Below are 6,964 nucleotides of genomic sequence, written 5' to 3' on the forward strand. Positions count from 1 at the left end.
TGGGCTGATGTGCTGTGTCAAGGTCGCATTAACACATCAGTGAATCCGTCGGGGTGTTTGGCAAATCCGAGAAGCGCCCGACGATCGCGACACGAAGGAGCAGCCATGTCGACCGTTGGCACGCCGAAGAGCCCCGAGCAGATCCAGCACGACTGGGACAACAACCCGCGCTGGAAGGGTGTCACCCGCACCTACACCGCGGCGGACGTCGTCGCGCTGCAGGGCCACGTCGTCGAGGAGCACACCCTGGCCCGCCGCGGCGCAGAGGTGCTCTGGGAGCAGCTGCACGACCTGGACTACATCAACGCCCTCGGCGCACTGACCGGCAACATGGCCGTCCAGCAGGTCCGGGCCGGCCTGAAGGCCATCTACCTGTCCGGCTGGCAGGTCGCCGGTGACGCCAACCTGAGCGGCCACACCTACCCCGACCAGAGCCTCTACCCGGCCAACTCGGTGCCGCAGGTGGTTCGCCGGATCAACAACGCGCTGCTGCGCGCCGACGAGATCGCCAAGGTCGAGGGCGACACCTCGGTCGAGAACTGGCTGGCCCCGATCGTGGCCGACGGTGAGGCCGGCTTCGGTGGCGCGCTCAACGTCTACGAGCTGCAGAAGGCGATGATCGCCGCCGGTGTCGCGGGCTCGCACTGGGAGGACCAGCTGGCCTCGGAGAAGAAGTGTGGCCACCTGGGCGGCAAGGTGCTGATCCCGACCCAGCAGCACATCCGCACGCTGACCTCGGCCCGGCTGGCCGCCGACGTGGCCGGCGTGCCCACCGTGGTGATCGCGCGCACCGACGCCGAGGCCGCCACCCTGATCACCTCCGACGTCGACGAGCGCGACCAGCCGTTCATCACCGGTGACCGCACCGCCGAGGGCTTCTACCGGGTCCGCAACGGTCTGGAGCCGTGCATCGCCCGCGCCAAGGCCTACGCTCCCTACGCCGACCTGATCTGGATGGAGACCGGCACGCCGGACCTGGAGCTGGCGCGTAAGTTCGCCGAGGGCGTCAAGGCCGAGTTCCCCGACCAGATGCTGGCCTACAACTGCTCGCCGTCGTTCAACTGGAAGCAGCACCTCGACGACGCCACCATCGCCAAGTTCCAGAACGAGCTGGGTGCGATGGGCTTCAAGTTCCAGTTCATCACGCTGGCCGGCTTCCACGCGCTGAACTACTCGATGTTCGACCTGGCCCACGGCTACGCCCGCAACCAGATGAGCGCCTACGTCGAGCTGCAGGAGCGCGAGTTCGCCGCCGAGGAGCGGGGCTACACCGCCACCAAGCACCAGCGCGAGGTCGGTGCCGGCTACTTCGACCGGATCGCCACCACCGTCGACCCGACGTCGTCGACCACGGCGCTGGCCGGCTCCACCGAAGAGGGCCAGTTCCACTAATCTGCCGAGCAGACACGAAAGCCCCTTGGCACCGACGTGTCGAGGGGCTTTTGTGTCTGTTCGCCGTACCAACGCAAGGAGTGCTGTGTCGATCCAACGAGTAGGTGTCATCGGGGCCGGGCAGATGGGTGCCGGCATCGCCGAGGTGTCGGCGCGCGCCGGCGTCGGCGTCAAGATCTTCGAGACCACCGACGCACTGGTCACCGCCGGCCGCAACCGGATCGTAAAGTCGCTGGAGCGCGGGGTGAGCGCGGGCAAGATCACCGAACGCGAGCGCGACGACGCCGTCGGCAACCTGACCTTCACCACCGACCTGGGCGAGTTCGCCGATCGGCAGCTGGTCATCGAGGCCGTCATCGAAGACGACACCGTGAAGTCCAAGATCTTCGCCGAACTGGACCGGGTGATCACCGACCCGGACGCGGTGCTGGCGTCGAACACCTCCTCCATTCCGATCATGAAGATCGCCGCGGCCACGGCGAACCCGCAGCGGGTGCTGGGACTGCACTTCTTCAACCCGGTGCCGGTGCTGCCGCTGGTCGAACTGGTCAGCACGCTGGTCACCGACGAGGCCGCCGCCGCCCGCACCGAGCAGTTCGCCAGCGCGGTGCTGGGCAAGCAGGTGGTGCGCTGCTCGGACCGCTCCGGTTTCGTGGTGAACGCCCTGCTGGTGCCCTATCTGCTGTCGGCGGTGCGCATGCTCGAGTCCGGCTTCGCCACCGTCGAGGACATCGACAAGGCCATCGTCGCCGGGCTTTCGCACCCGATGGGCCCGCTGCGGCTGTCCGACCTGGTCGGCCTGGACACCCTCAAGCTGATCGCAGACAAGATGTATGAGGAGTTCAAAGAGCCGCTCTACGCCGCGCCGCCGCTGCTGCTGCGCATGGTCGAGGCCGGCCAGCTCGGCAAGAAATCCGGACGGGGCTTCTACACCTACTGACCCACCGCGGAGCCGCCTTGCCGGGGTCAGCCGTGGGTCGCGGTCACCCCGTAGACGTACCAGCAGGGTTTTCCCTCATCGGGATGGACGAACGGACCGCGCGAGTCATACCCGACGCCCACCTCGCCGAGTGTGGGAACTCCGTTATGCATGAAGCATCGGGCGTTGGTGATCAGATCCTCTGGTGGCCGGTCGCCGGCCGGTGCATTCTGGTTTGCCTCATTGGCGGCACGATTAGCCTGCTCGGCGGCTTTCTTGGCCTCATTGGCGGCGCGGTTGGCGATTCCCGCGCCGCAGGCCAGTTGCTGCTGTTGTTGCTGTTCAGGTGTTTGGTCCTGTCCGCCGCCCGCGCATGCCTCCTGACCTTGCCCGCCCGGCTGTTCCGGCTCGTCGGCGCCGGCCAGCGGAGCAAGCGACAGAATGGCTCCGGCGGCGATCAAGGTCGACAAGACCGTCTTGGCGGTCAGTTTGTAGCCCGTTGTGGCCATGGTGTGGCACCTGCCTTCCGTCGAAAGGTCTGGGCTCTTCCGGCGGCGTGGCGAGCTGATGGATTCTCGCAACTGGCCGGCTTTGTTTACCCGTCTGCGACGGTAGGAGATAGAGCCGTCGAGAGATATAGGGATTTCCCTGGCAATCGGCAGTCGCGCTGCGTCCGTGGGGGGTGTTCGGCCGAGCTACCCACGCGTCTCGGGGCGCGCCCCGGTCAGCGGGCAGCTTGCGCCTGGGCGTCGGTGGTGCCTGCCTGCGGGCCCGTCGCTCGGCGCCAGGGCAATATCGGCGACGGGTGCGGCCCGGCCCTGAACTTCTCCAGCGACCCGCCCACTTCGACGATGCCGCACAACGCATTCCAGCTCAGCATCGTCAGGTAGTCGATCAGGTCATCGGCGCTCATCCGCGGGTCCAGCAGCCACGAGTGGGTAGCCAGCTGCACCCCGCCGACGATCATGTACGCCCACGGCTCGACCCCCTGAGTGGCCATGCCGACCATCTTCATCCGGCGGCGCAGCATCACCGCGAGCATCCGGGCGATGATGCGCTCGGAGTCGGCGATCACCTTGCTCTTGGACGCCGAGCTGTTGGCCATCACGAACCGGTACGGCTCGGGCTCGTTGGCCACCGTCTGCACGTACACCCGGATGATCTCGCGGACCAGGTCGAAGCCATCCAGATTCGCCGACAGCGCCGCCGCCATATTGGGGATCAGGGTGGTCTGCGCGAAGCGCATCATCACCGCGGTGGTCAGGTCGTTCTTGTCGACGAAATAGCGGTAGAGCACCGTCTTGGACACCCCGATCTCGGCGGCGATCTCGTCCATGCTCACATACCGGCCCCGGCGCCGGATCGCTTCGATCGTGCCGTCGATCAGGTCGTTTCGGCGGTCGACTTTGTGCTGGTGCCAACGCCGCTTTCGACCATCAGTCTTGGCGGTGCCGGCCCTAGGCTGCTCTGCCACTATCGCGGATTCCCATTCACTAGACGTATTGGATAATACGGCGCGGTCCAGCAAACTTCGTGAGCCGGTAACAGTTACCGGCGGTTTAGCGAGGCTCGACGGAGGAGAGGCGAAGCTGGAATCGCCGTATGTGCCCGAGTGGTTTGGCGAGGCTCGACGGAGGAGAGGCGAAGCTGGAACCGCCGTATATGCCGAGTGGCAAAGATGGCGGATGATGGTGGCGTGGTGCATCGAGACAACCGCCCGACGTGGCCGGGTGCTGCACGGACGGTGCAGTCGCTGGCAGAGTCCTTCGCAGACGCCGATCCGGCCGCCGACGCGGTACGGCTGCGCGATCTGCGCCGGATGAAGGTGGTCGCGCTGAGCTTTCTGCTCGGCGCGACCGTCGTCTTCCTGCTGTGCCGGTGGGCGCAGGCAGACGGCACCGCGTCGACCTGGGTGGGTTATGTCGGCGCCGCCGCCGAGGCCGGCATGGTGGGCGCCCTGGCGGACTGGTTCGCGGTCACCGCGCTGTTCAAGCACCCGCTGGGAATTCCGATCCCGCACACCGCGATCATCAAACGCAAGAAGGACCAACTCGGTGAGGGCCTGGGCACGTTCGTGAGGGAGAACTTCCTGTCGCCGCCGGTGGTGGAGACCAAGCTGCGCGACGCGCAGGTCGCCGGGCGGCTGGGCAAGTGGCTCTCGGAGCAGGCGCACGCCGAGCGGGTGGCCGCCGAGACCGCCACCGTATTGCGGGTGCTCGTCGAACTGCTGCGAGACGAAGAGGTCGCGTACGTCATCGACCGGATGATCGTGCGGCGCATCGCCGAGCCGCAGTGGGGTCCGCCGGTCGGCCGGATGCTGGGCACCCTGCTCGCCGAGCATCGCCAGGAGGCGTTGATCCAGTTGCTGGCCGACCGGGCCTTCCAGTGGTCGCTCAACGCCGGCGAAGTCATCCAGCGGGTGGTGGAGCGCGACTCGCCCACCTGGTCGCCGCGGTTCATCGACCATCTGGTCGGCGACCGGATCCACCGCGAGTTGATGGACTTCACCGACAAGGTGCGCCGCAACCCCGACCACGAACTGCGCCGCAACGCGACCCGGTTCCTGTTCGAGTTCGCCAACGACCTGCAGTACGACGCGGCCACCATCGCCAAAGCGGACTCGGTCAAGGACCAGGTGATGGCGCGCGAAGAGATCGCCAAAGCGGCGGCCACGGCGTGGGCGACCCTCAAGCGGTACGTGCTCGAGGGGGTCGACGACCCGACGGGCGCGCTGCGCACCCGCGTCGCCGCCGCGGTGGTGCAGATCGGTGAGTCGCTGCGGGACGACGTCGAGTTGCGCGACAAAGTGGACAACTGGATCGTCCGCGCCGCGCAGCACCTGGTGGCCCAATACGGGGTGGAGATCACCGCGATCATCACCGAAACCATCGAGCGCTGGGACGCCGCGGAGGCCAGCCGGCGCATCGAACTGCACGTCGGGCGTGACCTGCAATTTATCCGGATCAACGGAACCGTGGTGGGTGCGCTGGCGGGGCTGGGAATCTACGCCATAGCTCAACTTATGTTCTGACCTGCGCTAGCAGGTGCTTGCAAAAGTTAGCACTAGGCCGTATCGTGGCATTTGTCAGCAGTCGTAAGTCCACGAAAGGGGTCCCCGGTGTCGCAGGATGAAAACCTCGCCGCCGTCGTCTCCACGGCCGCGGCGGACATCGGCAGCTTCATCCGGGCGCAGCGCGAAGCCGCGCAGGTGTCCATGCGGCAGCTGGCCGACAAGGCCGGGGTCAGCAATCCCTACCTCAGCCAGATCGAGCGCGGGTTGCGCAAGCCCTCCGCTGACGTCCTCAATCAGATCGCCAAGGCCCTGCGGGTCTCCGCCGAGGTGCTCTACATCCGGGCGGGAATCCTGGAGCCCGGCGAGAAGAGCGAGGTCCGCGACGCCGTCATTTCGGACGCGGCGATCACGGAACGGCAAAAGCAGGTTCTGCTCGACATCTACAGCTCCTTCGTCCAGCAGAACGAAGCCGACGGTGAGGAGACGACACCTGCCTGATCATCCTTCGTCCTCCTGACCGACAAGCCAGAAACCCAACCGAAAGGAAACAGACATGGCCGAGAACCCGAACATCGACGAACTGAAGGCCCCGCTGCTCGCCGCGATCGGCGCCGCCGACCTGGCCCTGGCCACCATGGCCGACCTCGTTGCCACCCTGCGCGACCGCGCCGGCGATGCCCGCGAGGACGCCACCAGCCGGGTCGAGGAGAGCCGTGCGCGGCTGAACAAGTTGCAGGAGGAGCTGCCCGAGCAGTTCGCCGAGCTGCGCGAGCGCTTCACCGCCGACGAGCTGCGCAGGGCGGCCGAGGGCTACGTGGAGGCCGCCAGCGGCCGGTACGCCGATTTGGTGTCCCGCGGTGAGGCCGCCCTCGAGCGGCTGCGCAACCAGTCCGGCCTCGATGACGCCTCGGCGCAGGTTGAGGGTTACGTCGACCAGGCCGTCGAGCTGACCCAGGAGGTGCTGGGCAACGTCGCGACCCAGACCCGCGAGGTCGGCGAGCGCGCCGCCAAGCTGGTCGGCATCGAGCTGCCCCAGAAGGAGGAGGCCAAGACGGCTTCCCCGGCGGCTGGCGCCAAGAAGGCTGCCCCGGCTGGTGGCGCCAAGAAGGCTGCCCCGGCCGGCGGGGCCAAGAAGGCTGCCGCCAAGAAGGCCCCGGCCAAGAAGGCTCCGGCCAAGAAGGTCACCCAGAAGTAAACGCAGTTCGACGCCAAGGACGGTATCCGCATAGGCTTGCAGCGTGGTCGCTATGAGCCTGGTGGGTATCGTCCTTGGCGTTTTGCAGCTTGTCGTGTTCGCGACCGCCGTGTACGCGTTCGTCCACGCGGCGATGCAGCGCGCCGATGCTTACACCGCCGCCGACAAGCTCACCAAGCCGGTATGGCTGGTGATCCTCGGGGTGTGCGGCCTGTTGGCGCTGGTGCTGCAGGTGATGGGCATGGCGATCGCCGCCTGCGCGGCCGGGGTCTACCTGGTCGATGTGCGGCCCCGATTGCTCGAGGTTCAAGGCAAGTCTCACTAGCCGGCGATGTTGCGTTCGATCCTGTTCGCGGCCCTGGCGGCCGCAGTGGTCGTTGCGGCGCCGGCCGCCGCCGACACCGTGGCGTTCGTCGACCGCACCGAGTGGGTGAGTTACTCGGGC

The 6,964-nt window shown here is 67.0% G+C and carries 8 protein-coding genes; 6 read left to right on the plus strand and 2 right to left on the minus strand.

The window, feature by feature from the left end; all coding sequences use genetic code 11:
- The first annotated feature begins 105 nt into the window (after nt 1–105).
- Both aceA and DQP56_RS06515 read left to right on the plus strand, forming a co-directional pair.
- A complete protein-coding gene (aceA, locus tag DQP56_RS06510; RefSeq protein WP_013827400.1) occupies nt 106–1,392 on the plus strand; it encodes an isocitrate lyase in 1,287 nt (428 codons plus the stop codon).
- A gap of 85 nt (nt 1,393–1,477) precedes the next feature.
- A complete protein-coding gene (locus tag DQP56_RS06515; protein ID WP_112684143.1) occupies nt 1,478–2,332 on the plus strand; it encodes a 3-hydroxybutyryl-CoA dehydrogenase in 855 nt (284 codons plus the stop codon).
- Between the two features lie 26 nt (nt 2,333–2,358).
- On the opposite strand, the gene DQP56_RS06520 is transcribed toward DQP56_RS06515, so the two are convergent.
- A complete protein-coding gene (locus DQP56_RS06520; protein ID WP_112684144.1) occupies nt 2,359–2,820 on the minus strand; it encodes a hypothetical protein in 462 nt (153 codons plus the stop codon).
- Nucleotides 2,821–3,035: 215 nt separating this feature from the next.
- A complete protein-coding gene (locus DQP56_RS06525) occupies nt 3,036–3,785 on the minus strand; it encodes a TetR/AcrR family transcriptional regulator (RefSeq protein WP_112684145.1) in 750 nt (249 codons plus the stop codon).
- A 204-nt stretch (nt 3,786–3,989) separates the two neighbouring features.
- On the opposite strand from DQP56_RS06525, the gene DQP56_RS06530 reads away from it, so the two are divergent.
- From DQP56_RS06530 to DQP56_RS06545, 4 genes are all read left to right on the plus strand, one after another.
- Entirely contained in the window at nt 3,990–5,342 is a 1,353-nt protein-coding gene (locus DQP56_RS06530; protein WP_112684146.1) for a DUF445 domain-containing protein, read from the plus strand.
- A gap of 87 nt (nt 5,343–5,429) precedes the next feature.
- On the plus strand, nt 5,430–5,822 hold the full coding sequence (locus tag DQP56_RS06535) for a helix-turn-helix domain-containing protein (protein WP_112684147.1): 393 nt from the start codon (nt 5,430–5,432) through the stop codon (nt 5,820–5,822).
- A gap of 55 nt (nt 5,823–5,877) precedes the next feature.
- A complete protein-coding gene (locus DQP56_RS06540; protein ID WP_112684148.1) occupies nt 5,878–6,519 on the plus strand; it encodes a heparin-binding hemagglutinin in 642 nt (213 codons plus the stop codon).
- Nucleotides 6,520–6,571: 52 nt separating this feature from the next.
- Entirely contained in the window at nt 6,572–6,844 is a 273-nt protein-coding gene (locus DQP56_RS06545; protein WP_112684149.1) for a DUF2516 family protein, read from the plus strand.
- Nucleotides 6,845–6,964: the final 120 nt, after the last annotated feature.

Source organism: Mycolicibacter senuensis (genome assembly GCF_003284925.1).
GTDB lineage: Bacteria > Actinomycetota > Actinomycetes > Mycobacteriales > Mycobacteriaceae > Mycobacterium > Mycobacterium algericum_A.